This window comes from Kribbella monticola (assembly GCF_003261635.1).
Classification (GTDB): domain Bacteria; phylum Actinomycetota; class Actinomycetes; order Propionibacteriales; family Kribbellaceae; genus Kribbella; species Kribbella monticola.
Genome location: NZ_QFXK01000092.1, coordinates 109,693 through 132,568, shown reverse-complemented (window position 1 = coordinate 132,568; position 22,876 = coordinate 109,693). Strand labels below are relative to the sequence as shown.

The 22,876-nt window shown below is 67.6% G+C and carries 25 protein-coding genes and 1 riboswitch; of the genes, 16 read left to right on the top strand and 9 right to left on the bottom strand.

The annotated features are described in order from the left end of the window. The 4 genes from DIZ26_RS36905 to DIZ26_RS36890 form a co-directional block, all read right to left on the bottom strand. Positions 1 to 1,230 (bottom strand): Nramp family divalent metal transporter, encoded by a 1,230-nt coding sequence (locus DIZ26_RS36905; protein WP_112249217.1) that lies wholly within the window; start codon positions 1,228 to 1,230, stop codon positions 1 to 3. Continuing rightward, positions 1,227 to 1,658 (bottom strand): hypothetical protein, encoded by a 432-nt coding sequence (locus tag DIZ26_RS36900; protein ID WP_112249216.1) that lies wholly within the window; start codon positions 1,656 to 1,658, stop codon positions 1,227 to 1,229. Before DIZ26_RS36900 ends, DIZ26_RS36905 begins: the two co-directional genes overlap by 4 nt. Before the next feature lie 70 nt (positions 1,659 to 1,728). Then, positions 1,729 to 1,902 carry a CsbD family protein gene (locus DIZ26_RS36895; protein WP_112249215.1) on the bottom strand — a complete coding sequence of 58 codons (174 nt, stop codon included), beginning with the start codon at positions 1,900 to 1,902 and terminating at the stop codon, positions 1,729 to 1,731. 79 nt (positions 1,903 to 1,981) lie between these two features. Further along, positions 1,982 to 2,956, bottom strand: coding sequence for an RNA polymerase subunit sigma-70 (locus tag DIZ26_RS36890; RefSeq protein WP_112249214.1), 975 nt, complete (start codon positions 2,954 to 2,956; stop codon positions 1,982 to 1,984). Positions 2,957 to 3,086: 130 nt separating this feature from the next. On the opposite strand from DIZ26_RS36890, the gene DIZ26_RS36885 reads away from it, so the two are divergent. The 4 genes from DIZ26_RS36885 to DIZ26_RS36870 all read left to right on the top strand — a co-directional run bounded on the left by DIZ26_RS36885 (position 3,087) and on the right by DIZ26_RS36870 (position 5,690). Continuing rightward, positions 3,087 to 3,662, top strand: a complete 576-nt coding sequence (locus DIZ26_RS36885) for a dihydrofolate reductase family protein (RefSeq protein WP_112249213.1) — start codon at positions 3,087 to 3,089, stop codon at positions 3,660 to 3,662. Between the two features lie 185 nt (positions 3,663 to 3,847). Continuing rightward, positions 3,848 to 4,771 carry an endo-beta-N-acetylglucosaminidase H gene (locus DIZ26_RS36880; RefSeq protein ID WP_112249212.1) on the top strand — a complete coding sequence of 308 codons (924 nt, stop codon included), beginning with the start codon at positions 3,848 to 3,850 and terminating at the stop codon, positions 4,769 to 4,771. A gap of 65 nt (positions 4,772 to 4,836) precedes the next feature. Then, positions 4,837 to 5,367, top strand: coding sequence for a GNAT family N-acetyltransferase (locus DIZ26_RS36875; protein WP_157979940.1), 531 nt, complete (start codon positions 4,837 to 4,839; stop codon positions 5,365 to 5,367). Between the two features lie 119 nt (positions 5,368 to 5,486). Continuing rightward, positions 5,487 to 5,690: an antitoxin gene (locus tag DIZ26_RS36870; protein ID WP_112249210.1), complete on the top strand. Its 204-nt coding sequence runs from the start codon at positions 5,487 to 5,489 to the stop codon at positions 5,688 to 5,690. A gap of 92 nt (positions 5,691 to 5,782) precedes the next feature. Here the strand turns inward: DIZ26_RS36870 and DIZ26_RS36865 are convergent, their stop codons facing one another. Then, positions 5,783 to 6,637 (bottom strand): DinB family protein, encoded by an 855-nt coding sequence (locus tag DIZ26_RS36865; protein ID WP_112249209.1) that lies wholly within the window; start codon positions 6,635 to 6,637, stop codon positions 5,783 to 5,785. A gap of 93 nt (positions 6,638 to 6,730) precedes the next feature. Here DIZ26_RS36865 and DIZ26_RS36860 point away from each other — a divergent pair, with 93 nt between their 5' ends. From DIZ26_RS36860 to DIZ26_RS36835, 6 genes are all read left to right on the top strand, one after another. After that, positions 6,731 to 7,402 (top strand): GntR family transcriptional regulator, encoded by a 672-nt coding sequence (locus tag DIZ26_RS36860; RefSeq protein WP_112249208.1) that lies wholly within the window; start codon positions 6,731 to 6,733, stop codon positions 7,400 to 7,402. After that, positions 7,399 to 8,409 carry a 1-aminocyclopropane-1-carboxylate deaminase gene (locus DIZ26_RS36855; protein ID WP_112249207.1) on the top strand — a complete coding sequence of 337 codons (1,011 nt, stop codon included), beginning with the start codon at positions 7,399 to 7,401 and terminating at the stop codon, positions 8,407 to 8,409. The genes DIZ26_RS36860 and DIZ26_RS36855 overlap by 4 nt, the downstream gene beginning before the upstream one ends. A gap of 49 nt (positions 8,410 to 8,458) precedes the next feature. Then, complete coding sequence (locus tag DIZ26_RS36850) at positions 8,459 to 8,989, top strand: type 1 glutamine amidotransferase domain-containing protein (protein ID WP_112249206.1); 531 nt, start codon at positions 8,459 to 8,461, stop codon at positions 8,987 to 8,989. A 106-nt stretch (positions 8,990 to 9,095) separates the two neighbouring features. Further along, positions 9,096 to 9,581 carry a pyridoxamine 5'-phosphate oxidase family protein gene (locus tag DIZ26_RS36845; RefSeq protein ID WP_112249205.1) on the top strand — a complete coding sequence of 162 codons (486 nt, stop codon included), beginning with the start codon at positions 9,096 to 9,098 and terminating at the stop codon, positions 9,579 to 9,581. Next, entirely contained in the window at positions 9,578 to 10,267 is a 690-nt protein-coding gene (locus DIZ26_RS36840) for a DsbA family oxidoreductase (RefSeq protein ID WP_112249204.1), read from the top strand. The genes DIZ26_RS36845 and DIZ26_RS36840 overlap by 4 nt, the downstream gene beginning before the upstream one ends. After that, a complete protein-coding gene (locus DIZ26_RS36835) occupies positions 10,264 to 10,965 on the top strand; it encodes an MBL fold metallo-hydrolase (protein WP_112249203.1) in 702 nt (233 codons plus the stop codon). Before DIZ26_RS36840 ends, DIZ26_RS36835 begins: the two co-directional genes overlap by 4 nt. Here DIZ26_RS36835 and DIZ26_RS36830 read toward each other — a convergent pair. The 4 genes from DIZ26_RS36830 to DIZ26_RS36815 are packed head-to-tail and all read right to left on the bottom strand — an operon-like array spanning position 10,933 to position 15,606. Continuing rightward, positions 10,933 to 11,949, bottom strand: a complete 1,017-nt coding sequence (locus DIZ26_RS36830; protein ID WP_112249202.1) for a LacI family DNA-binding transcriptional regulator — start codon at positions 11,947 to 11,949, stop codon at positions 10,933 to 10,935. The genes DIZ26_RS36835 and DIZ26_RS36830 overlap by 33 nt on opposite strands. A gap of 29 nt (positions 11,950 to 11,978) precedes the next feature. Further along, positions 11,979 to 12,881 (bottom strand): carbohydrate ABC transporter permease, encoded by a 903-nt coding sequence (locus DIZ26_RS36825; RefSeq protein WP_112249201.1) that lies wholly within the window; start codon positions 12,879 to 12,881, stop codon positions 11,979 to 11,981. After that, positions 12,878 to 13,948: an ABC transporter permease gene (locus DIZ26_RS36820; RefSeq protein ID WP_232828959.1), complete on the bottom strand. Its 1,071-nt coding sequence runs from the start codon at positions 13,946 to 13,948 to the stop codon at positions 12,878 to 12,880. Before DIZ26_RS36820 ends, DIZ26_RS36825 begins: the two co-directional genes overlap by 4 nt. An 8-nt stretch (positions 13,949 to 13,956) precedes the next feature. Continuing rightward, positions 13,957 to 15,606, bottom strand: coding sequence for an extracellular solute-binding protein (locus tag DIZ26_RS36815; RefSeq protein WP_198676486.1), 1,650 nt, complete (start codon positions 15,604 to 15,606; stop codon positions 13,957 to 13,959). Positions 15,607 to 15,949: 343 nt separating this feature from the next. Next, positions 15,950 to 16,062: riboswitch (guanidine-I (ykkC/yxkD leader) on the top strand. A gap of 54 nt (positions 16,063 to 16,116) precedes the next feature. On the opposite strand from DIZ26_RS36815, the gene DIZ26_RS36810 reads away from it, so the two are divergent. The 6 genes from DIZ26_RS36810 to DIZ26_RS36785 all read left to right on the top strand — a co-directional run bounded on the left by DIZ26_RS36810 (position 16,117) and on the right by DIZ26_RS36785 (position 22,872). Next, complete coding sequence (locus DIZ26_RS36810; protein ID WP_112249199.1) at positions 16,117 to 17,679, top strand: amino acid permease; 1,563 nt, start codon at positions 16,117 to 16,119, stop codon at positions 17,677 to 17,679. Next, a complete protein-coding gene (locus DIZ26_RS36805; RefSeq protein ID WP_112249198.1) occupies positions 17,676 to 18,278 on the top strand; it encodes a DUF1989 domain-containing protein in 603 nt (200 codons plus the stop codon). The genes DIZ26_RS36810 and DIZ26_RS36805 overlap by 4 nt, the downstream gene beginning before the upstream one ends. Next, a complete protein-coding gene (locus tag DIZ26_RS36800; RefSeq protein ID WP_112249197.1) occupies positions 18,275 to 18,892 on the top strand; it encodes an urea amidolyase associated protein UAAP2 in 618 nt (205 codons plus the stop codon). Before DIZ26_RS36805 ends, DIZ26_RS36800 begins: the two co-directional genes overlap by 4 nt. After that, on the top strand, positions 18,892 to 20,841 hold the full coding sequence (locus DIZ26_RS36795; RefSeq protein ID WP_112249280.1) for a 5-oxoprolinase/urea amidolyase family protein: 1,950 nt from the start codon (positions 18,892 to 18,894) through the stop codon (positions 20,839 to 20,841). The genes DIZ26_RS36800 and DIZ26_RS36795 overlap by 1 nt, the downstream gene beginning before the upstream one ends. Continuing rightward, positions 20,838 to 22,418 (top strand): allophanate hydrolase, encoded by a 1,581-nt coding sequence (atzF, locus tag DIZ26_RS36790; RefSeq protein ID WP_112249196.1) that lies wholly within the window; start codon positions 20,838 to 20,840, stop codon positions 22,416 to 22,418. Before DIZ26_RS36795 ends, atzF begins: the two co-directional genes overlap by 4 nt. Before the next feature lie 109 nt (positions 22,419 to 22,527). Then, complete coding sequence (locus DIZ26_RS36785) at positions 22,528 to 22,872, top strand: UBP-type zinc finger domain-containing protein (protein WP_112249195.1); 345 nt, start codon at positions 22,528 to 22,530, stop codon at positions 22,870 to 22,872. Positions 22,873 to 22,876: the final 4 nt, after the last annotated feature.

The following is a 22,876-nucleotide window of genomic DNA, read 5'->3' as shown; positions in this document are numbered from 1 at the left end:
TCATTGCCCCGCCTTCGTCACGATCATCAGCGGTATCGCCGCGATCGATGCCAATAGCAACAGTCCCAGATAGATCAGGGCCAGGAAGTTCAGCACCCGGCCGTTGGTCGACTCGCCCATGTAGTCGGGATCGTTGGCGATGATCAGGATCGGCAGATAGGTCAGCGGCAGCGCCATCGCCGCGAAGACCACCGAGTACTCCGTCACCTTCACCGGATCCACCGCGGTCAGCAGCACCAGGATGGACAGAGCCAGGCAGATGACGATGATCAGGTGGAACCGCGAGGCCTGCCGCGGCCGGACGAACTTGCCCCACTGCCAGCCGAAGTACTGCGCGATCGTGTAGCCGCACGACAGCGCGGTCTCCAGCGCCGCGCCGAAGGTGGCCGCGAACACGCCGACCAGCACGATCGCCAGTCCGAGCTTGCCCAGGGCAACGGCTGTCGGCAGGGTGACCTGGCCGAGGGTCTCGACCTTGATCCCGGCCGGCAGGTAGAGCACCGCCGTACAGCCGGCGATCGCAAGCGACAGCAGGCCGCCCAGCGGGAAGCCGAGGTAGACGTTCGCGCGCTCGGTACCGAGGTCGTTGCGGCTCCACTTCTCCTCGACCCCGCCGGAGGAGAAGAAGAAAACCTCGTACGGCGTCATCGCGGCGCCGAACAGCGCGATCGCGTAGTACGCGTAGGTCAGCCAGGTCTCGTGGCCGGTCGGCACGGGGTGGGTGACCTGGTGTGCCAGCTGGCCCCAGTTCGGACCGAGTTTCCACAGGGCGACGGCGAAGACGATGAGCAATAGACCCAGCAGGCCGAAGACCTTCTCCAGATGGGAGAACTTGACCCGCCAGATCACCAGCCAGACAGCGATCGCGGCCAGCGGCATCCAGAGCAGGTAGTTCACCCCGCTGGCCAGCTCGAAGGCAAGCGCCACGCCACCGATCTCGGCGATCAGCGTCAGCAGCGTCACCAGGAACGACGCGATGAGGGCGAACAAGCCGGTACGCCGGCCGAGCCGCTCACGGATCAGGTCGAACACCGGCCGGCCCGACATCGCCACAACCCGGCCCGACATCTCGGCGTACAGGCAGATGCCGATCACGCCGACCACCACCACCCAGGCCAGCCGCATCCCGAACCGGGCGCCGACCAGCGCGTTGGTGACCAGGTCACCGATGTCGACGAAGCCGCCGATCGCCGTCAGGATGCCGAGTGTGACGGCGAGCAACTTCTTCATTTCGCCTGCTCCCCGAGCCGGTGTAACTGCTGGCCGAGCGTCTGCAGCTGGGTGACCTGATCGGCCACGGTGCCGAGATCGTTGTTGGTCAGCGCGATCCGGAGGTCGGTGATCTCGTCCTGAGCGGTCGAGAGCGCCTTCGAGTACGAGTCGTAGGTGGCGCGGGAATGCCCGGTCTTGGGCTGCAGGGCATCGAACGTGGTGGCGACCTTACCGATGGACTTCTCGGCGTCGGAGACCATTTGGGTCGCCGGGGCGTTCCAGAGCTTGTGGTCGAGCGCGGACTGGGCCGCCAGCCGCGCCGTACCGACTGCGGACGCAGCATCGCGAGCCGCCCGTGCACCCTCGGTCAGCATCTTCTGATCCGGATCGCCACAGCCGGCCAGCACGGCCAGGAGTGTCGCGACGAGCGCCAGGGTCCGTAACATCAGCGGCTCCTTGGGTCCGGTCCGATAGTCGTGCGGTCCGAGTACCCAAGGAGCCCTGGTTACACGCGTGTCATCCCTTGAAGGCGTCCTTGGCCTTCTCGGTGGCCTGCTTCAGGTCGGCCTTGCTTTCCTCGACGCGGCCCTCGGCCTGCAGGTCCTCGTTGTCCGTGGCGTCGCCGATCTTCTCCTTGGCGTCACCCTTGAGCTTGTCGGCGGTGTTCTTCATCTTGTCTCCGGCTCCCATCGGGAACCTCCCTTCACTAGGCACCCCCAGTGCCCACGATCGGTGCGGATATGTGCGTTTCGCCGAAATCCCGCCCGCGTCACCGGCTCGGCAAGGATCGCGGCAACCCGAAGGCTTCGAACACGCTGTTCTCGAACCGGGTCATCGCGCTGATCTGGTCGCCACGGAGGGTGAGGACATAGAGCCCGGTGCCGTGACTGACGTCTTCGGCTCCCCGCAGATAGGCCCCGAACGCCGGCTGCCCGTTCGCTCGCGTCGGCACGAGGTCGAATCTCCGGCCGGCCCCGAAGATGCCGGCACAGAACCGGCGTACGACGTCCTGCCCCTCGTACTCGAAGGGCATCGGCGGCATCGCCAGCGTGATGTCGTCGGTCAGCAGCGCCAGCAGCGCGTCGAGATCGGCCGACTCCCACGCCCGGACGAATCTGGCCACGATCGCGTTCTCGGCGGCCGACCCGGCAGCGGGTGGGCGTTCGTGACCGTGGTGCTGCCGCAGTCCCGCCCGCGCCCGCTTGAGCGCGCTCTTGACCGACTCGACCGTCGTGTCCAGCATCGCGGCCACCTCGGCCGCGGGGAATTCGAGCACGTCCCGCAGGATCAGTACTGCGACCTGGCGCGGCGGCAGCGTCTGGAGAGCCGTCACGAAGGCCAGCGAGACGGCCTCGGTCTGCTCGAAGCGCGCCTCCGGACCCTCGAGCAGGACGTCCGGAATCGGCTCCAGCCAGACGATCTCGCCGAGCCGGGTCGGTTCGGGCGGTTCGACGTTCGGCACGTCCCACGCCTTGGCAGGGCGGCGGGCGGCCGACCGGCGTGCGTTGAGGCACTGGTTGGTGGCGATCCGATAGAGCCACGTTCGCAACGAGGCGCGCCGCTCGTACCCGCCGAAGCCCCGCCAGGCGGCGAGCAGAGTGTCCTGCAAGGTGTCCTCGGCGTCCTGCAGCGAACCGAGCATCCGGTAGCAATGCACCTGCAACTCTCGCCGGTAGGGCTCGGTCAGTCGCCGGAACGCCTCGCCGTCGCCCGCGCGCGCCCTGGAGATCAGGTCGGTCGCCACTTCTCCCACCTTCCTCTGGAAAGGCCATCACCAGTACGGACACCGCTCGAGGCCGAAAAGGGGCGGCCCTTCTCCCGCGAAGGCGGTGTCTGTACCGGTGACAGTCACACACAACCATGGGAGGCCCGAGATGGGCAGGATCGTCATCAGCGAGACCATCACGGTCGACGGCGTCGTACAGGATCCGACCGGGGACGACGGGTTCGAGCGCGGCGGCTGGTTCAACAGCATCGGTGCCAAGGACCGTGAGGCGTGGGTCTTGTCCGAGTTCGAGGAGGCACAGAGCGCCGAGGCGCTGCTGATGGGCCGACGCAGCTACGAGTACTTCATGGCGCGAGGCTGGGGCTCGCGGACCAGCGAGTGGGCGGACAGGCTGCGCAGCCTGCCGAAGTACGTCGTGTCCTCGACCCTGGACGACCTCGAGTGGGCCAACTCCACCGTACTGCGGGGAGACGTGGTGACCGAGGTCTCGAAGCTGAAGGAGGCGGTGGACGGAGACATCGTGGTCTACGCCAGCGGCCGGCTCGTCCCCGTGCTGATGGAGCATGGACTGGTGGACGAGCTCCGGTTGATGGTCTATCCCTGTATCGCCGGTGCCGGCGATCAGCCGCTCGCCTCGGCCGGCAAACTGCGAGACCTGCAGCTGATCGGATCTCGGCGGGTCGGCGACGGCCTCGTGCTGCTCAGTTACGGGGTCTTGGCGTGACCCGGCTTCCGGAGTACAACCTGGTGAGTTGACCGGGCGTGGTCACGTCTTGACACACGGTGCGAGGCGTTCGATGATCTGGGAGCTATACCGGTTTATCTCTGTGATCCACAGGCAGCCCATTGGGCGGGTCATCGTTGGTTAACCGGTATAGCGCCCTCCCCCCGCCCGAAGAGGAGTTGAGAATGAGTCAAGAACTCATGCGGCGCCGGACCTTGCTGTCGCTACTCGCGGCCGGCACCGCCGCGGCCGCGACCGGAGTGACCTCGGCCGGCCCGGCCGCCGCGGCGCGACCCGCCTGCCGGCATGCGGCGAAGTCCGGCCCGATCTCGGTCGCCTACGTCGAGGTCAACAACAACAGCATGGTGAACGTCGGCAAGTACACACTCGCCAACGGCGGTGCCCAGGTGTTCGACATCGGGGTCATCTTCGCCGCCAACATCAACTACGACGGCACGAAGGCCTACCTGTCCTTCAACGAGAACGTCCAGCGCGTCCTCGACAACGTCGCCACCGAGGTCCGGCCGCTGCAGGCCAAAGGCATCAAGGTGCTGCTGTCCGTGCTGGGCAACCACCAGGGCGCCGGCTTCGCCAACTTCCCGTCCCAGCAGGCGGCCGAGGCGTTCGCGCAGGAGCTGGCGGACGCGGTCACGCAGTACGGGCTGGACGGGATCGACTTCGACGACGAGTACGCGGAGTACGGGAACAACGGCACCGGACAGCCGAACGACAGCTCGTTCTTCTACCTGGTCAGGGCATTGCGCCAGAAGCTGCCGACCAAGCTGATCACCCTGTACGACATCGGCCCGTCGGCCGAGCGCCTGACCTACAACGGCCAGAGCATCGCCAACACCTTCGACTACGCCTGGAACCCGTACTACGGCACGTGGTCCGTACCGCGCGGCCCGAGCGACAAGTCGAAGCTCTCCCCCGCCGCCATCCAGATCAACGCGACCAGCACGTCGACCGCGGCAAGCCTGGCGACCCGCACCGTGAACGAGGGGTACGGCGTGTTCCTCACCTACGACCTCGGCGGCACCGACAGCCACACCTACATCTCGTCCTTCACCAACAAGCTCTACAACAGCGCCGCCGTCTACAAACCCTGATCCCGCCGTGCCTGCACCTTCCGCGTGCTCCTATGGACTCTTCGAGAACGCGGAAGGAGCAAGGCATGGGGCGATCCGGACCGATCGAGCCGCCAAGTGGGCCGTTGACGGACGGCGTGGTGGCAGTGCGGCTGCGACGCGAGTCCGACCTGGCGGCGATCGCGGCGGCCAGTCACGATCCAGAAAGTCTGCGGTGGTTGACGGATCCACCGATGGACACCGAGGCCCGGCGTACGAGTCTGGACCGGGTCGCCGAGGCGTGGCGGACCGGCCAGGCGGCACCGATGGTGATCGCGGCCGCCGACTCCGACGAGCCGGTCGGCATCGTGAACCTGCAGTTCCGTGACGACGAGGTGGCGACCATCGCGTACAGCGTCTTCCCGACCCACCGTGGTCAGGGAATCGCACCGCGGGCGGTCGAACTGGTGAGCGACTGGGCCTTGGGCGAATTGGGACTCGGCCAATTGATCCTGGAGGCCGACGAAGGAAACGCGGCGTCGATCCGGGTGGCGGAGAAGTGCGGCTTCGAGCGAACCGGTACTCGCGTCGAGGACAGCGGCGCGAAGACCGTCGTCTTCGCCCGCAAGGCCTCCTGAACTCCTTGCGTTTGGCAATCGAAGTGATGGGCACCTGGCACGCAGAGTGAACATCAGGAGCGTCTCGGTACACCCCAGACGGTTCCAACGGGGCGCCAACGGGAAGGAAGTTCGGCGAGATGAGTGCATTCGACAGTTTCAAGGACAAGGCGGCCGACGCGGTCGACAGCCAGGGCGACAAGATCGGCGAAGGCGTAGACAAGGCCGGCGATGCCCTGGACGAGAAGACCGGCGGCAAGTACGGCGACAAGATCGACCAGGGCGGCGACATGGCGAAGGACCGCTTGGACGCGCTCGACGGCCAGGACGACGACATCCAGTAGGCACCGCGCAAATACCAACAGGCACCGCTGGAACAATCCAGTAGGCACCGCTGGAAAACGGGCCGCCGGCAACCACCGGCGGCCCGGTCGCGTTACCGGGAACGGGATTCGAGGACGCTCAGGTCCCGGGTGGCGTACCGGTGGTGCTCGATCTCTTCTTCCATCACGACCCACAGGCACTCACTCACCGGTCGATCCTCCTCGGGATAACCGGGAGCGGGGGTCCGCTGGCAGGTGCGGCCCAGCTCGGCGTTGCTGAGGCCGTCGAGAATGCGGCGGACCACAGCCATCCGGTCTGCCCGGACCGCCAGCACTTCCTCGTACGTCGGGTTCGCGTCGGGGTCGATCCCGAGGGCCTTCGCGTCTTCGGTGCGATACCAGCTCTGGGTGATGCCGATCGGATGGTAGGGCCGCTCCTGGTCGAGGATCGTCCGGCTCGCCCACGCGTCGGTGATGAAGATGAGGTGCCGCAGCGTCTCGGCGAACGACCACTCGCCGTCAACCCGCTGGTGCTGCCCTCTGTCCTTCCTTGCAAAGTCTACTGTTTCTTCCGCCGCTCCAGCGGAGTTATCCACAGGTTGCTGCGCCGGAGCCGGTAGTCGGTCGGCGCGAGCTGTGGTCTCTGCCCAGAGCTGCTCGATGGTCTCCCACATGGCGCGGAAGTCGTCGACTGAGCGGATCGAGCGGAGTTGCACTCGCTCGGGATGAAGCCGGTCCAGCTCGGACTCCACGAACGCCGTCACATCGATGCCGTTGACGACCAGGCCGCTCACGTAGCCGGAGATGTCGACATCGACCAGCGTGGAGTCGATGATCTTGACCCCACTCAGGTCGCAGTCGCGGAATCTCGCCGCGCGCAGATCGGCGACGTCGAAGGTCGCGCCCCGGTACTGCGTGGTCTCGTCGCCGCCACCGGAGAACCGATGCGGGCCGTACTGAGCTTCCATGCGCGTCATCGTAGAACCGGATCCAGACGCTTTCCGTCCTCTTCCCAACCCTCTCAGTTGACACCGCCCAGCATCTCGCGTGCAATATATTGCATGCCGATCCCCCAGACCCAAGGTCTCGTCGCCCGATCCCTGCTGCGCGACGACGCCTACCGTGCGATCCGGGACGCGATCGTCGACGGCACGCTTGCTCCTGGCGAGCGGCTGAGCGACCCCGAACTGGTTGCCTGGCTCGGCATCAGCCGTACGCCGATCCGCGAGGCGCTCGCCCGACTCGAACAGGCCGGTCTGGTGCAGACCAAGCCCGGCAGGTTCACCATCGTGAGTCCGCTCGATCTCCGCCAGACACGATCGGCCCAGCTCGTCGCGGCGGCGATGCACGAACTCGCCGTACGGGAAGCCGTTCCGCTCATGTCGGAACACGAGCTCACGGCGATGCGCGAGGCGAACGACCGGTTCGCCAAGGCGTTGCGGGCCAACGATGTCGACGCCGCACTCCAAGCCGACGACGACTTCCACGATGTCGCCGTCGTCGCCAGCGCGAACCCGATGCTGCGCGCAGTACTGGAGCAGGTCACGCCCATGCTGCGCCGGATCGAGCGCGTCCAGTTCTCGTCCCTGTCCGGCCGGTCGTCGGTAGCGATGCACGAGCGGATCATCACCCTGGCAGCGGCCGGCGACGCGACCGCCGCCGGACTCGCGGCCCGGGAGAACTGGCAGACCTTGGAACCCTTGCTGACGATGGAATCGGAGCGCGACCAATGAGCCTGAGCGACTTCCCGCGGTACCCGCTGACGTTCGGTCCGAGCCCGGTCCACCCGCTCAAGCGACTCTCCGCTCACCTCGGCGGCGCGGCGATCTGGGCGAAGCGCGAGGACTGCAACTCCGGCCTCGCGTTCGGCGGTAACAAGACCCGCAAGCTCGAGTACCTCGTACCGGAGGCCCTCGCTCAAGGCGCCACCCATCTGGTCACGATCGGCGGAGTGCAGTCGAACCACACCCGCCAGGTCGCCGCCGTGGCCGCCTCACTCGGGCTCAAGGCACGCCTGGTCCAGGAGAGCTGGGTGGACTGGCCCGACTCCGTCAACGATCGCGTCGGGAACATCCTGCTGTCGCGGATCATGGGTGCCCAGGTGGAGCTGGTCGACGCCGGCTTCGGCATCGGCTTCAAGGAGAGCTGGGAGAACGCGCTGGAGGACATCAGGTCGGCGGGCGGTGTTCCGTACCCGATTCCGGCCGGCGCCTCCGACCATCGCCTGGGTGGCCTCGGGTTCGCCAACTGGGCCGACGAGGTCCAGCGACAGGAGGCCGAACTCGGCGTCTTCTTCGACACGATCGTGGTCTGCTCGGTCACCGGGTCGACCCACGCCGGGATGATCGCCGGGTTCGCCGGCCAGGACCGCCCGCGCCGGGTGATCGGGATCGACGCGTCGGCCAAGATCGAGCAGACCCGGGCCCAGGTCGAGCGGATCGCCCGTAGTACGGCGGAACTGATCGGCCTCGGCCGGGAACTCCGCGACGACGAGATCACCGTGCTGGCAGGCTGGGCCGGCGAGTACTACGGGATCCCGGTCGCCTCGACGCTCGACGCGATCCGGCTCACCGGCAGCCTCGAAGGCGTCATTCTCGATCCGGTCTACGAAGGCAAATCGATGGCCGGCCTGATCGACCTGGTCAGCTCGGGCGACATCCCGCGGACGTCGAACGTCCTCTACGCCCACCTCGGTGGCCAACTCGCCCTGAATGCGTACAGCGCCCTCTTCAAATCCTGACGACCGGGTACAGGGGGCGCGACATCACACAGCGAGAGGGTGAACGGATATGGCAGACAGCAAGAAGGTCGCGTTCCTGGTGGCCGCCGAGGGGATCGAGCGGGTGGAGCTGACCGACCCCTGGGAGGCTGTCTCGAAGGCCGGTCACCAGCCGGTGCTGCTCAGCCCGAAGACCGGCGAGGTGCAGACCTTCGACCACCTGACCGCGGCCGAGAAGCGCCCGGTCGACCAGGCCGTCGGCGACGCGTCGGTCGACGACTTCGCGGCGCTGGTCCTTCCTGGCGGCGTGGCCAACCCCGACGCACTTCGTACCGATGACGCTGCGGTGAGCTTCGTGAAGGCGTTCGTGGACTCGGGCAAGCCGGTGGCGGCGATCTGCCACGCGCCGTGGACGTTGATCGAGGCCGGCGTCGTGCAGGGCAAGACCGTCACGTCCTGGCCCAGCCTGCAGACCGACCTGCGCAACGCGGGCGCGACCTGGGTCGACCAGGAACTCGTGACCGACGGCAACCTCATCACCAGCCGCAAGCCGGACGACCTGCCTGCGTTCAACGAGGCCCTCGTCAAAGCCATCGGCTGAGGCAGCCGGCGCCACCCGTCAGCGCAGGCTTGCCATAGCGGACCGCGGTCCGTAACATCGTCAACCGGACCATGGTCCGATTGACGATGTGGGAGGGGTTGCCGGGATGGCGTTGACGACGAGCGATGGGCTCGGGCTGGTTCGGAAGTACGGGGCCGCGGACAGCTGGCTCGCAGTACTGGTGACGTTGCGGGAGTCGGGCGAGCCTGCCGTCAGTGTGGTGAACAGCGGGATCGTCCGGCACCCGGTCACCGGTGCCGAGGTGGTTGCTTTTGTTGCCCGGGGCAACACTGCGAAAACGCGGTACCTGCGTCGGCATCCGCAAGCCACGTTGGTGTTCCGGGCCGGATGGGAGTGGGTCTCCGTCGAAGGGGAGGTCACTCTCGCCGGACCGGACGACCCACTGGACGGGCTCGACACGGAGGGCCTGAGGAAACTGCTGCGCGACATCTACCTTGCCGCGGGTGGGCAGCACGACGACCTCGACGAGTACGACCGGGTGATGGCGAGCGAGCGGCGTACGGCCGTGCTGCTGTCGCCACGGCGCTTCCGCACGAATCCGGCCGGGACCGAGCATCAGGAGCACGGATGAACAGCATCCAGCGGCCGGCCGTCGCGGCCCGGACGGTCCAGGTCTGGTCGGACTTGCTCTGCCCGTTCGCGCATGTCGCCGTCCATCGGCTCTGGGAGACGCGGGCGAAGCTGGGCCTGGAGGACGTGGTCGGCTTCGACCATCATGTGTTCCCACTCGAACTGTTCGACGGGCCGCACCCTCGGCGCGGTACCGACACCGAGGCGGTCGGGCTCGGCCAGATCGCTCCGGAAGCCGGCTTCCGGGTCTGGGCTCACGCGGACGATCTCTATCCCCACACGGTCCTGCTGGCTGCCGAGGCCGTTCTTGCCGCCAAGGCGCAGAGCCTGCGCGCGAGTGAACTGCTCGACCGGGCGCTGCGGGTCGGGTTCTGGCTGGAGAGCAAGTCGATCAGCCATCGCAGCGTGATCCTCGGGATCGCGAGCGGTCTCGACCTCGACCTGGCCCGGTTGACCGAGGACCTCGACAACGGCAGCTACCGGCGTGCGCTGATGGACGACTTCGCGATCAGCCAGGGCGACGAGGTGAAGGGCAGTCCGCACCTTTTCCTGGCTGACGGTACGTCCGAGCACAACCCCGGTATCACCGTGCATTGGGAAGGTCCGTGGGCGGCCGGCTTTCCGGTCGTCGACAGCGATCGGCCGGAGGTCTTCGAGGACATCCTCCGGCGTGCGGCGCGAAGATGACCGACAGCGTCGTACTGCGGCGGTCTGTCGCCGGCGTGCTGGACACGAACACCTGGGTAGTCCACGCGGCGGGCAGCCGGGACGCGTTGCTGGTGGATCCGGGCGACGATCCGGAGCGGCTCGCCACCGAAGTACAGGATCTCCGGATCCAGGGCATCGTGCTGACGCATGCGCATTTCGATCACGTTCTCGCATTGCCGTTGCTCGCGGAGCTTGTGGACGCGCCGGTACTCGCCCATCGGGCGGCGACCGAGGTGTGGGCACATGAGCTCGAACAGGCAAGAAAACAAGGCCATTGGGATGCCGGTACGGCGACGGGCGAGCTGCTGCCCACCGGTCTCCTCGAGTTCGATCCCGGACTACGCCTCTGGGATGCCCGGATCGACGGCGAGCTCGCTGACGGGCAGGAGTTGGTCGTCGGCGGACTCGTAGTACAGGTCGTGCACACCCCCGGGCACACGCCGGACGGGGTGACGCTCGCGATGCCTGGTCACTTGCTCACCGGGGACACGTTGTTCCCCGGCGGTCCGGGTTTGACCGGCTGGCCGTTGTCGGACTTCGACACGATCATGACCTCGGTCGAGCACCTGCTCACGGCGTACGACGTTGCTGTCGGCATCCATCCTGGGCACGGCGACTCCACCACGGTCGGAGCCGAAGCCCCGTCACTGCAGGCTTGGCGCGCCCGCGGCTGGTGAGGTCGAGTCGCGGACGATCAGTTGCCACGGGAAGTCGAAGACCTTGCCGGGCGCGCCCTCGCGGGTGGTCAGGCGGTCGACCATGATCTGGCTGAGAGCCTCGTTGAAACCGACCGGACCGACGGTCGACAGGGACGGGTCGTAGCGCTCGCCCTCCGGGGTGTTGCCGACGCCGATGACGGCGAGATCCCCCGGTACGTCGAGGTGCAAGCGGTGGGCGACCCGGATCGCGGCGATCGCCGCGAAGTCAGTCGTGCAATAGAGCGCGGTCGGCCGGTCGGTCTCGGTCAACAACGCCCGTGCGGCGCGGTAGGCACCCTCCGGATGCGGCTCGAAGGTCGCCACCGGTCCCAGCGGGAGGCCGGCCGCGGCCATCGTGTTCCGGTAGGCGTCGAAGCGGGGTGATCCCTCGGTCTTCGAGGTGAGCGCGCCGATCCGGGTGTGCCGCTCCAGCAGGTGCTCGACGGCCAGATGGCAGCGCGGCTCGGCGCCCGACCGGATCACGTCGAAGCCGCGCGGCTCGAGAGTCTCACTGAAGGCGACGATCTGTACGCCGCGGGCCGCGAACGCCTGCAGATCGGCGACCAGGTCCGGGTCGGGCGGCACGTGGTCGATGAAGATGACGTCCGGCGTCCGGTTCGACAACACTGTGCGCCAGTCACCGTCGGCGACGATCAGAGCGGTCTTGCCCAGCGGGGTCACCGCCGCGCTGATCTCGGCCGCGACCGCCTGGGCCCACGGGTCGGCCAGCACGCTGAGCGACAGCAGGACGAGGTCGGACTTGCCGGTCCGGATCGCCCTGGCCGCGTCGTTGCGGCGATACCCGAGCCGGTTCGCGGTGTCCCGGACCCGGCGCGCGGTCGTTTCGGAGATCGCCTGGCTGCGCGGGTGCCCGGACAGCACGTAGGAGACGGTCGCGATCGACACTCCCGCCGCCGCGGCGACCGTCCGGAGTGTCGGCTTGTCGGTCATCCCCGTGGACATGACATCGATTCTCTCAGAGGTGGTGAAACTCAGCCCTTGACGGCGCCGGTGATGACTCCCTTGGTGAAGTGCCGCTGCAGGAACGGGTAGACCATCGCGATCGGCACCAGAGCGACCACCACGACCGCCATCTGCAGCGACTGCGGCTGCGGCGGCGGGGTCACTCCGAGCTGATCGGCCGACAGCGACTTGCCCTGCAGCACGTACGTCCGCAGGATCACCTGGACCGGCCACTTCGACGTGTCGTTGAGATACAGCAACGCGTTGAAGAACGCGTTCCAGAACCCGACCGCGTAGAACAGCCCGACCACCGCGATCACCGCCTTCGACAGCGGCATCACGATCCGGCGCAGGATGGTGAAGTCGCTGGCGCCGTCGATCCGGGCGCTCTCCAGCAACTCCTGCGGCACGTTCATGAAGAACGTGCGCATCACCACGAAGTTGAAGGCGCCTAGCGCTCCGGGCAGGATCAGCGACCACAAGCTGTCGATCAGCCCCAACTGCTTGACGATCAGGAACATCGGAATGATGCCCGGGGCAAACAACAGCGTGAACAGCACCAGCAACAACACGGGCCGGCCGAACAGCACGGGCCGCGAGGTCGCGTAGGCCAATGAGATCGTGGTGACCAGCGCCAACGCCGTACCGACCAGCGTGACGAAGACGCTGACCATGATCGCCCGGCCCATCAGTCCGCCGGAGAACAGCGTCTCGTACGCCTTCACCGTCGGGTGCTTCGGCCAGAGCACGTAGCCGCCGGCCTCGATGATGTCCTTGTCACTGGCCAGCGACGTCGAGATCACGACCAGGATCGGGACGATGATCGCGATCGCGAACCCGCCGAGGACGAGCGCCTTGATCGACTGGTACGCCGGTGCCGGGCGCTCCTTCCAGATTGGCCGGGCCGCCGCCCGGAAGACCTGCGTCGTCATGATCCACTCCGCTTCTGGAAGATGCCGGGTTCACCGAGGCGATGGGCGATCGAGTTCGCGCCCCACAGCAACAGAGCACCGACGACCCCCTTGGCCAACCCGGCCGCTGCTCCGCTGCTCCAGTCGCCGCCGACCACGCCTGCGTAGTACGTGAAGGTGTCGAGGACTTCGGCTGCGCCCGGGCCGACCGAGTCGCGTTGCAGGATGAACTGCTCGAAGCCGACGCTGAGGATGTCGCCGATGCGCAGGATCAGCAGCAGGACGATGACGGTTCGCATCGACGGCAGGGTGATGTGCCACAACCGGCGCCACCGGCCGGCACCATCCGCTGCGGCCGCCTCGTACAGGGAGACGTCGACGGCGGACAGCGCGGCGAGGAAGATGATCATCGCCCACCCGGCGTCCTTCCAGATCAGCTGTCCGACGACCAGCAGCGGGAAGGTGTCCGGGTTCGTCATGAACGGGATCGGATCGAGGCCGGCCTGCCGGAGCAGGTTGTTGACGAACCCGGCACCGCCCAGCGACTGCTGGAACAACGCGATCACCAGCACCCAGGAGAGGAAGTGCGGCAGGTACGCGATCGTCTGGAACGCGCGCCGGATCCTGTTGCTCACCAGCGAATCCACGATCAGCGCCATCGCCAGCGGCACCGGGAAGAACAGCAGCAACTGGACGCCGGCCAGGATCATCGTGTTTCTCAGCGCGTCCCAGAAGTCCGGGTTGGCGTAGAGGTTGACGAAGTTCTGCAGGCCGTTCCACTCGCTGTGCATGATTCCGAGGTACGGCTGGAAGTCCTGGAACGCGACGACGTTGCCGAGCACCGGGAGGTAGAAGAAGACGATGAGGAACAGCACGCCGGGCACCATCATCAGCACCATCTGCCAGTCTCGGCGCCAGCGGACGCCGAACGGCAACTTCGCCTTCACCCGTCTCGTACTGCGTGCGCCGGCGCCGTGTGGCGTGGGCTCGGTGCCGCGCGGCGGGGCGGCTGTCGCGCTGGTCGTCAGCGTGCTGGGTTCCGTTGTCGTGCTGGTGCTCTTGGCATCCATCGGCGTGCTGGTCTCCATCGGCGGACTCAGGACTGGGTGACCGGGACGCTCGACGGCAGCACGGCCTCGAACTCGCCGCGCATCTTGTCGCCGCCACCGCTCTTCCACCGCTTCAGCGCCTCGTCGTACGCACCGATCTTCTGCCGTCCGGTGACGATGTCGACGATCGTGTCGCGGAACGCCGCGGTCAGCTTCGGCCCGACCTTGCTGCTGGTGTCGGAGTACGTGCCCGCGGTCGGGTTGCGCATCGCGTGCTCGAGCAGTTTCTGCTCGGTGGCATGGACTTTCTTGGTGTCCTCGGGGAACGCGGGGTTGAAGATCACGCTCTCCGGCGAGGTCATGATCTGCAGCGCGCTGACCAGGCCCGGTGCCTGCTGGTTGCCGGCCTGGGTGAGCACCGGGTTCTTGTTGGCGTCGAGGTTGTACTGCTGACCCGCCGTACCGAAGTTCTTCTGCAGGTACTCCTTGGTGCCGAAGGGCGCCGAGAGATAGTTGATCAGGGCAAGGAGTTCGCGGATCCGGCCCTCGTCGGTCTTCTTGAACGGGGTGAAACCGACGGTGCCGTAGCCCATGTCGTAGACCGGCTTGGCCTTGCCGTCGTGGCCGAACGGGATCATCGTCTCGACGAACAAGGTCGGGTCGATCGCGCGGAAGTCCGCGGTCGCTCGCGGCCCGACGACGACCTGGGCGGCGATCTGGCCGTTGACCGTCTTCGGGGTGGCGTCGGCGAGGTTGAGGTCGGGGTAGAAAACCTTGGCGGCCCACAGCTTCGCGGCGTACTCGACGGCAGCCTTGTAGTTGTCCGTCTCGTACAGGTGGGTGAGCGACCGGTCGGTGTTGACCCGCCAGCTGTTCGGGGCGCCGAACCACTCGCCGAACATGTGCAGCATGTTGATGATCGCCGGCTCGAGGGCGTAGTTGGTGCCGTTGGTGAGTTCCTTGCACTTGGCGAAGAACTCGTCGGCCGTCGAGCACTGCAGGCCGCCGACCTTGGCCCACGTCTTCGGGTTGCCCATCATCACCTGGCCGAACGGCGTGGACGGGATCGGGGCGCCCCAGATCTTGCCGTTCACCACCGCGGTCCGCCATGAGGCGGGCTTGAGCGCGGCGAGGTTCGGGTACTCCAGTACGGCGTCGCCGGACAGGTACTTGGTGAGGTCCTGGAACTTGGCTTCGAGCATCGGACCGACGTTCGGGATGCCCTGGTTCGGCGGCAGCCACATCAGGTCCGGCAGCGAGTCACTGGCCAGCAGCGTGGCGAACTTCTCCGGGTAGCCCGGGTCGGTACCGATGGTGAGCTTCAGGTCCGCGCCGAGCGCCCGGTTCAGCGCCTGCCACATCTGGTTGCTGCCCATCGGCGGTGGCGGCGTCGCGAACGTCTCGGTCAGCGCGGTCACCGCGTTCTTCAGCGGCGCGGTCTGCACACTCGCGATCGCGTTCTCCGGGAACCGCAGGAAGCCCGGCTCCAGCCCCGACTCGGCCCCGGGCAGATCCGGCTGCACTCCTTCGAACGCCTTGTACGTCGGCAGCTTCAGCTCACCCGAGGCCTTCGCCCCACCGTCCGCCGTCCCGCCGTCCCCACACCCCGCCAAGGTGGGCCCGAGCGCAGCCGCCCCCAGCGCCCCGCCGGTCAACTGCAGAAACCGCCGCCTGCTGACGTGACTCTCCGTAGACATCGCTGACCTCACTCCCATCGCTGACCGTTAGTGATCTAATCTTGCTCAAATCACTCACCAACGCTCACTTAAACGTTAACCGGGACCGTAAACCCACCCCCACCCGTAGCGCAACCCATCACCCCGTACTACGCCCGAAGAGACGGGTCCACTCCCCTTCGAGGGGTTACCCCATTGCTAGGACAGTGGGGTAACCCTCCGAAGGGAAGTGGACCCGCTTCTGACCTCACAGGTGTCGGTTGGGATGGGGCTGGGGGTGTGAGGGTGTGTTCATGGGGGTGTTACAGGGGAGGGGGTGGGGGGTAACACGTGGGGGGTGGACTGAGGGGGACCCGCCGGAGTGGTGGGGCGCCCCTAGGGTTCCGCTTCCGGTGACGGGAGGGCTGGTCCGAGAGGGGAGACGGACCGGGTGCTGTCGCCGGGTCCGTTCCACGGCGGGACAAAAGCCCGGGAGGCCTTGATGGCCCGGGTTGCCGTGTGGGTTCCGGGCCGACGATGCGGGAGGCCCGAATGTCAGCAACCCTCGATCACACCGCGGTGGCCGGTACGCCGGACGGTGTCAGCGCGGCCGAGCTCGGCGGCTTCGGCTATGAGCAGCAACTGCATCGGCGGGTCGGGCGCTACGCGTCGTTCGCGGCCGGCTTCTCGTTCGTCTCGATCCTGACCACGGTGTTCCAGCTGTTCGGGCTGGGCTTCGGGTTCGGCGGTACGGCGTTCTTCTGGACCTGGCCGGCCGTTCTCGCGGGCCAGTTGACAGTGGCCCTCTGCTTCGCCGAACTCTCCGCCCGCTATCCGCTGTCGGGCGCTATCTACCAGTGGTCTCGACGGCTCGGTGGCGCGGTGGTCGGCTGGTTCGCAGGCTGGACGATGGTGATCGCACAGATCATCACCGTCGCGGCGGCCGCGATCGCCTTGCAGGTGGTGCTTCCAGCCGTCTGGACCGGCTTCCAACTGATCGGCACCGATCCCTCGCTGGCGTCCCGCGACGGCGCGGCCAACGCCGTACTGCTCGGCTGCCTCCTGCTCGTGGTGACCACCACACTCAACGCGGTCAGCGTTCGTGTCACCGCGATCGTCAACTCCGTCGGTGTCACGTGCGAGCTCATCGGCGTGGTCCTGCTCGTCGTCCTGCTGGTCACTCACTCCAAGCGCGGCCCTTCGGTGGTGCTGCACACGACCAACCTGGACCACACCACCGGGTACGTCGTACCGCTGCTGATCTCCGCGTTGATGGCAGCGTACGTTCTCGTCGGCTTCGACAGCGCAGGCGAACTGGCCGAGGAAACGCACAAGCCGCGGGCCACCACGCCGCGCACCATCTTCCGCGCGGTCGTTGCCTCGGGCATCGGTGGCGCGTTCCTCATCGTCGCCGCACTGATGGCGGCGCCGTCGGTCACCGACGGCAAACTCGCGCTCGGCGGGCTGCCGTATGTGCTCACCAGCAGCCTCGGAACCACCACCGGCAAACTCCTCCTGCTCGACGTCGCCTTCGCGGTTTGCGTTTGTACGCTGGCGATCCAGACCGCCGCGGCACGGATGATCTTCTCGATGGCCCGCGACAACGTCCTCCCGTTCTCCAGCCAGCTCCGCCGCGTCTCACCACGAACCGGTACGCCGGTACTCGCGACCGTCGTACCGGGTATCGGGGCCGCCCTCTGCCTCGTGGTCAACGTCGGAAACGCGGGCCTGTTCCTCGGCCTCGCGAGCGTGTGCATCACGCTGCTCTACATCGCCTATCTGCTCGTCACCGTGCCGTTGTTCGTCCAGCGGCTCAAGGGCGATCCGTTGCCGGACGGTGTCGACGAGGACGGTCGGAAACTCTTCTCCCTGGGCCGATTCGGTCTGCTGATCAACGGCGTCGCGGTGGTCTACGGACTCGCGATGGCGATCAACCTCGGCTGGCCGCGAGCAGCTGTTTACGACCCGGCCGGCGACGGCTGGTACCTCCACTACCTCCCGCTGATCACGCTGGCAGTCACCGCGATCGGCGGCGTACTGGCCTATCGGTACCAGCGCACGCCGTACCACGCGTCCATCGGCCGGGCGCCCCAGGTGGCGGAGGTGAACGCGTGAGCTACCAGCACGAGCTCCCAGGCGGCACCGCTTGGTCGTTCCCCGTCCGTGCCGGGCGCCTGATCAGATTGACCGCCCTGGGCCCCGACGCGAACGCGACCATGCTGTTGTTCGGCCCCGACCGTCTCGACCGTCTCAATGTCCCGGACACGTTGAAGGCGCAGATGTCGGCGTGCATCCGGCCCCCGATGGTCCTCATGTCGGATCGCGGCCTGGCGCTCGCGTCCGTGACCGCCTCCACTCTCGACTGGCACGACTGCCTCACCGGTTTCCGGCAGGACCAACTCCTCTGCACCGAACTGGCGAAGCACGGTCTCGGTGAGGCCGACCTGCACGCCAGCATCAACTTCTTCTCGAAGGTCGCCATCGCCGACGACACGAGGCTGGCCTACAGCCCCGGCCACGCGGCAGCAGGCGACACCGTCGATCTCCGCACCGAGCAGGACGTCCTCGTCGTCATCTCGACTGCCCCACACCCGCTCTCCTACCACGACCCCGCCTCCGTCCGTGTCGAGGTGACACCCGCGACAGAACTCCATCGACCCCAACGGGACGAGGCGGCCCGCGCTCTCGAGATGTCGAGGAGGACGCTGGTATGACGACCATCCTCGAGTCGACCCTGGACACCACCATCGCTGCGGGCGACGGTGCCCTGATCGCCGTACCGGCAGGCGGCCGGCTCCGCATCGTCGACCTGCACGGCAACCAGGCTGTCGACACCTTGCTCTACGACGCCCATGACCTCGACAACCGGTACTCCGCGTTCGACACCGTCCGCGAACAGCGAGCGGTCTTCCTCACCACCGGATCCCGCCTACTTTCGACCCGCCTCGACGAGCTCGCGGTCATCACGGGCGACACCTGCGGCCGGCACGACACGATCGGCGGCGCCTGCTCGCAGGAGAGCAACGTCATCCGGTACGGCGAGGCGACGCGTCACCAGCACGCCTGTCGCCAGACCTTCCTCCGGTACGGCGCGCAGGCCGGCATCGGCCAACGCAACCTCGGCCACAACCTCAACTTCTTCATGAACGTCCCCGTCGATCCGGGCGGCAACCTGTCCTTCGCCGACGGCCTCTCGGCCCCAGGCAAGTACGTCGAACTCACGGCGTCTCGCGATCTACTCGTCCTGATCAGCAACTGCCCCCAGCTGAACAACCCCTGCAACGGCTGGAACCCCACTCCCGTACAGCTCCTCGGCTGGTGGCACTGATGGCTCGACTCACCGTCGTCCGGCCGGGAATGCAGACCACGATCCAGGACCTGGCCGGTCGGCAAGGTCTCTGGGATGTCGGCGTACCGCCTTCGGGCGCGGTCGACGAACTCACCTTCGCCCTCCTCAACGCGGCCGTCGGCAACCCGGACAACGCAGCCGGCCTGGAATGCGTCGTGACCGGGCCGACCATCACGGCCGACGAAGACCGGCTGGTCTGCGTAGGCGGTGCGGCAACGCAGGCCACCATCGACGGACGAAGGCTCGAGGCAGGCAAGGTCGCCAAGCTGTCGGCCGGCGCAACGCTCGACGTCGGCCCGCTCGACGGCCCCGGCATGCGTGGGTACGTCGCGATCGAGGGCGGCCTCGACGTTCCCCGCGTCCTCGGCAGCCGCTCCACCTTCACCCTCGGCGGTTTCGGCGGCCAAGAAGGCCGCCCGCTCCAGCACGGTGACGAGATTCCCCTGGCCAGGAAGGAGAATCTCCTCACGCCGGCACCGATCACGCTCCCCGAACTGACCGGCAACTGGATGCTGCGGGTCATTCCTGGGCCTCACGGCGCGCCCGACCACCTCACCGACGAAGGTGTCGAGGAGTTCTTCGCCACGACCTGGCTGGTCGACCATCGCTCAGACCGCACGGGCGTCCGCCTGGTCGGCCCCACACCAGGCTGGGCCCGCGACGACGGCGGTGAGGCCGGCCTGCACCCCTCGAACCTGCACGACTCCGCCTACCCGGTCGGCGGCATCATGCTCTCCGGCGACACCCCGGTCATCGTCGGCAAGGACGGCCCGTCGCTCGGAGGGTTCGTCGTACCGGCGGTGGTGATCGAGGCCGATCGCTGGATGCTCGGCCAGCTCCGGCCAGGCGACGCCGTCCAGCTCCACCCGGTGTCACCGGACAACGCAGCGGAGGCCATGCGAGTACGCCGTACGTGGTTGGCCGATCTTCGCCAGGACCCACCACCCGTGACGCCCATCGGGTGTGGCCCGGAGCGACCGGAAGTCCTTCACCAGGAAGGCGGGGCGGGTTCCGTACCGGCGTACACGATCAGGCGGTCCGGCGACCGTCATCTGCTGGTGGAAGCGGGACCTACCGAACTCGACCTGACCGTCCGGGTCTGGGTTCACCTGTTGGCTGAAGCGTTGCGCGGGGACCGACCCGACGGCGTCGTCGAGATCGTCGAGGGAGTCCGGTCGGTGCTGGTGGCAATCGACTCCGCCCGCCTCGGTCTGGACGAACTTGCGAAACAACTGGCGAGGCTGGCCGGCGAACTCGCGGACCCGGCGGCGGTGATCCTGCCGGCCCGCGAGGTGATCCTGCCGATCGCGTTCGACCATCCGCTCGCCCACGAGGCGATGCAGCGCTACCAGACCTCGGTCCGCCCGGACGCGCCCTGGGGTCCGGACAACGTGGAGTTCATCCGCCGCGTGAACGACCTCGACGATCGTGCCGAGGTGTTCGACATCGTTGCCGCGGCCACCTATCTGGTGGTCGGCATGGGCGATGTGTATCTCGGCGCACCGGTGGCCGTACCGCTCGACCCACGCCACCGGCTCGTCACCACGAAGTACAACCCGGCCCGGACCTGGACGCCGCAGAATGCCGTCGGAATCGGCGGGATCTACCTGTGCATCTACGGCATGGAAGGGCCTGGCGGCTATCAGCTCGTCGGCAGGACCGTGCCGGTCTGGCGGATCTCGGACAACGACGAACAGCCCTGGTTGCTCAGGCAGTTCGACCGGATCCGCTTCACCCCCGTCAGTCCGCACGAACTTGCCGACCGACGGGAACAGATCAAGGCCGGCGCAGACCTGGACGTGAGACCCGCGACGTTCTCGATCGCCGACGTCCGCCGCATCGAGCAGGAGGCACCGATGGACATCGTCACCCTTCGCGCCAAGAGGCGCGCCGCCTTCGACGCCGAGCGGGCGAGGTGGGGAGCATGACGGTCTGGATCACGCGCGTTCCGCCCGCCGAGCCGAAGCCCGGTCCCTTGCACGGGTTGACGATGGCGATCAAGGACAACATCGACCTGGCCGGCGTGCCGACCACGGCCGCCGACCCGCGCAGTACGACGCCTGCCGTTGCCAACGCCTTCGTGGTCGAGCGGCTGATCGAGGCCGGCGCGACAGCGCTGGGTAAGACCAACCTCGACCAGTACGCGACCGGGCTGGTCGGCACGCGTTCGCCGTACGGGGCCTGTCACTCGGTCTTCTCCGAGCAGCACATCTCCGGCGGGTCGAGTGCGGGCAGTGCTGTCGCGGTGGCGTCGGGCGAGGTCGATTTCGCGCTCGGGACGGACACCGCGGGCAGCGGGCGGGTGCCGGCCGCCTTCAACGGGATCGTCGGGATCAAACCGAGCAAAGGGCTGGTCTCCACGTCCGGGGTGATTCCGGCTTGCCGGTCGCTCGACTGCGTGACGGTCTTCGCCCGCACGGTCTCCACCGCTCGCCGGGCCTTCGAGGTGATGGCCGTCTACGACCCGGCCGATCCGTACTCGCGCCAGTTGCCCCGGCCGGCCGCGTCGACCGGAGCTCCGCTGATCGGCGTACCGGATCGTCCACTCGGGATGGACCCGTTGCACGAGCGCGCCTGGGCGGAGGCGGTCGACCAGGCGGCCAAGCTCGGCATCGTCGTACCGGTCGACGTCAGCGTGCTGCTCGAAACCGCCGACCTGCTGTACTCCGGGCCGTGGCTGGCCGAACGCTGGCTCGCCTTCGGCGACAAGCTCGACGACGACCCCGCGGTGGACCCGACGGTCCGATCGATCGTACGACGCGGCGCCGGGCTGACCGCGGCGGAGACGTTCGCCGGATTCGACCGGCTGGCCTCGCTGACCCGGCAGGCGGAGCCGTTGTGGACCCGGATCGACGCGTTGCTGCTGCCGGTGACCGAGTCGCATCCGACGCTGGCGGAGGTGGCGGCCGATCCGGTCGGGGTGAACAGCCGGATGGGCAGGTTCACGAACATGGTCAACCTGCTCGACCTGTGCGCCGTCGCCTTCCCCGGTCCCGCTCGCGACGACGGCCTGCCGTTCGGCGTACAGCTGCTGGCGCCGGCCGGGCACGACGAGCTGATCATCGACCTGGCTGCTGCGTGGTGCGGCGAGCCGGTACCGCCGCGCGCCCCGTCCACCGACGAGATCCTCCTCGCGGTGGCGGGTGCTCACCTGTCCGGTCAGCCGCTCAACGACGACCTCGTACTGCGAGGCGCCCGGTTGGCCTTCGAGAGCCGCATGGCGCGCGACTACAGGATGTTCTTGGTGGACGGCCCAGTACCTCGCCCCGGCGTCACCCGCACTCTCACGCCGAGTGATGGACCGGGTATCGAAGTCGAGGTCTGGGCGCTGCCCAGCGCCGAACTGGCCGGCTTCCTCGCGACGATCCTTGCTCCGCTGGCGATCGGTCCGGTGGAACTCGTCGACGGCCGACAGGTGCTCGGCTTCGTCTGCACCGCCGACGCGGCTGATCCGGGCCGGGACATCACGAGCTTCGGCAGCTGGCGCACCTACAACCTGCGTTAGGCGTCCAGGTGGTGCGCGGGTGCCGCGGGACCGGATGCTTGTGTCAGGGTGGTGGAATGCAAGGGAGCCGCTCTACGGCGGGCTCCGGGGTGTGGTGAGAGGAGTGTGGATGACCGAGATCGCCGGGATCCGGCCGGAGGTTGGTCCGTCCGGGAACGGGTGTGTGGAGTGCCTGGACGGGGGCGGCTGGTGGTTCCACCTGCGGCGATGTGCCGAGTGCGGGCACGTCGGTTGCTGTGACAGTTCCCCGGAGCAGCACGCGAGCAAGCATGCTGCCGAGGCGGGGCACCCGATCATTCGGTCCTTCGAGCCGGGTGAAGACTGGTTCTGGAACTACACGACCGAGCAGTTCGTCGACGGTCCGGAGCTCGCGGCACCGGACAGTCACCCTGTCAGCCAGCCGGTGCCCGGTGGGACCGTGCCGCCCGATTGGGTCGATCACGTCCGCCAGTAGCGGA

Coding starts and splice junctions, on each gene's coding strand:
- DIZ26_RS36905 (WP_112249217.1), bottom strand. CDS start 1,230: ATGAAGAAGTTGCTCGCCGTCACACTCGGCATCCTGACGGCGATCGGC.
- DIZ26_RS36900 (WP_112249216.1), bottom strand. CDS start 1,658: ATGTTACGGACCCTGGCGCTCGTCGCGACACTCCTGGCCGTGCTGGCC.
- DIZ26_RS36895 (WP_112249215.1), bottom strand. CDS start 1,902: ATGGGAGCCGGAGACAAGATGAAGAACACCGCCGACAAGCTCAAGGGT.
- DIZ26_RS36885 (WP_112249213.1), top strand. CDS start 3,087: ATGGGCAGGATCGTCATCAGCGAGACCATCACGGTCGACGGCGTCGTA.
- DIZ26_RS36880 (WP_112249212.1), top strand. CDS start 3,848: ATGAGTCAAGAACTCATGCGGCGCCGGACCTTGCTGTCGCTACTCGCG.
- DIZ26_RS36875 (WP_157979940.1), top strand. CDS start 4,837: ATGGGGCGATCCGGACCGATCGAGCCGCCAAGTGGGCCGTTGACGGAC.
- DIZ26_RS36870 (WP_112249210.1), top strand. CDS start 5,487: ATGAGTGCATTCGACAGTTTCAAGGACAAGGCGGCCGACGCGGTCGAC.
- DIZ26_RS36865 (WP_112249209.1), bottom strand. CDS start 6,637: ATGGAAGCTCAGTACGGCCCGCATCGGTTCTCCGGTGGCGGCGACGAG.
- DIZ26_RS36860 (WP_112249208.1), top strand. CDS start 6,731: ATGCCGATCCCCCAGACCCAAGGTCTCGTCGCCCGATCCCTGCTGCGC.
- DIZ26_RS36855 (WP_112249207.1), top strand. CDS start 7,399: ATGAGCCTGAGCGACTTCCCGCGGTACCCGCTGACGTTCGGTCCGAGC.
- DIZ26_RS36850 (WP_112249206.1), top strand. CDS start 8,459: ATGGCAGACAGCAAGAAGGTCGCGTTCCTGGTGGCCGCCGAGGGGATC.
- DIZ26_RS36845 (WP_112249205.1), top strand. CDS start 9,096: ATGGCGTTGACGACGAGCGATGGGCTCGGGCTGGTTCGGAAGTACGGG.
- DIZ26_RS36840 (WP_112249204.1), top strand. CDS start 9,578: ATGAACAGCATCCAGCGGCCGGCCGTCGCGGCCCGGACGGTCCAGGTC.
- DIZ26_RS36835 (WP_112249203.1), top strand. CDS start 10,264: ATGACCGACAGCGTCGTACTGCGGCGGTCTGTCGCCGGCGTGCTGGAC.
- DIZ26_RS36830 (WP_112249202.1), bottom strand. CDS start 11,949: ATGTCCACGGGGATGACCGACAAGCCGACACTCCGGACGGTCGCCGCG.
- DIZ26_RS36825 (WP_112249201.1), bottom strand. CDS start 12,881: ATGACGACGCAGGTCTTCCGGGCGGCGGCCCGGCCAATCTGGAAGGAG.
- DIZ26_RS36820 (WP_232828959.1), bottom strand. CDS start 13,948: ATGGAGACCAGCACGCCGATGGATGCCAAGAGCACCAGCACGACAACG.
- DIZ26_RS36815 (WP_198676486.1), bottom strand. CDS start 15,606: ATGTCTACGGAGAGTCACGTCAGCAGGCGGCGGTTTCTGCAGTTGACC.
- DIZ26_RS36810 (WP_112249199.1), top strand. CDS start 16,117: ATGTCAGCAACCCTCGATCACACCGCGGTGGCCGGTACGCCGGACGGT.
- DIZ26_RS36800 (WP_112249197.1), top strand. CDS start 18,275: ATGACGACCATCCTCGAGTCGACCCTGGACACCACCATCGCTGCGGGC.
- DIZ26_RS36795 (WP_112249280.1), top strand. CDS start 18,892: ATGGCTCGACTCACCGTCGTCCGGCCGGGAATGCAGACCACGATCCAG.
- atzF (WP_112249196.1), top strand. CDS start 20,838: ATGACGGTCTGGATCACGCGCGTTCCGCCCGCCGAGCCGAAGCCCGGT.
- DIZ26_RS36785 (WP_112249195.1), top strand. CDS start 22,528: ATGACCGAGATCGCCGGGATCCGGCCGGAGGTTGGTCCGTCCGGGAAC.